Source organism: Nocardiopsis chromatogenes YIM 90109 (assembly GCF_000341185.1).
GTDB lineage: Bacteria > Actinomycetota > Actinomycetes > Streptosporangiales > Streptosporangiaceae > Nocardiopsis_A > Nocardiopsis_A chromatogenes.
The window spans coordinates 1-792 of the sequence record NZ_ANBH01000408.1 but is presented as its reverse complement, the minus strand read 5'-3'; the positions used below and the strand labels follow the sequence as shown (position 1 = coordinate 792).

Below are 792 nucleotides of genomic sequence, written 5' to 3'. Positions count from 1 at the left end.
GCCTCCGGTATCGACCGGATCACCCTGGCCGACGTGGAGTCCTACGGAGTGGAGCGGATGCTCGCCGAACTCCGGCGGGACCTGCTGGAAGGGGACTACCGCCCGTCGCCGGTGCGGCGGGTGGACATCCCCAAACCACGGGGCGGCACGCGCCCTTTGGGCATTCCCACCGTCCGCGACCGGGTGGCCCAGCAAGCGGCCAGGACCGTCCTGGAACCGGTGTTCGAGGCCGACTTCCTGGAGTCGTCCTACGGGTACCGGCCCAAGCGGTCGGCCCTTGATGCGATGGAGCGCCTGCGGGTCGGCTTCATCAAAGGGGCCACCCATGTCGTGGAGTTCGACATCCGAGGCTTCTTCGACCGCATTGACCACGAGAGGTTGATGGAAGAAGTGGGCCGTCGGGTGTCGGACCGGCGGGTGCTCAAGCTGGTGCGGTCGTGGCTGCGTGCGGGGGTGATGGAGGCCGGCGGGGTGTCGCGGACGGTCGCGGGCACGCCGCAGGGCGGGGTGGTCTCTCCGCTGCTGGCCAACGTCTACCTGCACGTGCTGGACCGCGAGCTCGCGGCGCTGGGAGTCGGTGAGCTGGTGCGCTACGCCGACGACGGGGTCGTGATGTGCCGTTCGAGGCGGCAGGCCGAGCGGGTCCTGGCCGGGGTCGGCCGGATCCTGGCTTCGCTGGGTCTGGAGCTGCACCCGGAAAAGACGCGGATCGTGGACCTCAGGCGGGGCCGTGAGGGTTTCGACTTCCTCGGATGCCATTTCAGGGCGCGCATGTCGGGCCGGTTGTGGGAG

1 protein-coding gene is annotated in these 792 nt (G+C 69.7%); it reads left to right on the top strand.

Annotated elements, in window-relative coordinates; genetic code table 11:
• Positions 1–792, top strand: a 792-nt coding sequence (ltrA, locus tag D476_RS0131605; RefSeq protein ID WP_017627857.1) for a group II intron reverse transcriptase/maturase, incomplete at both ends; no start/stop codon positions are given.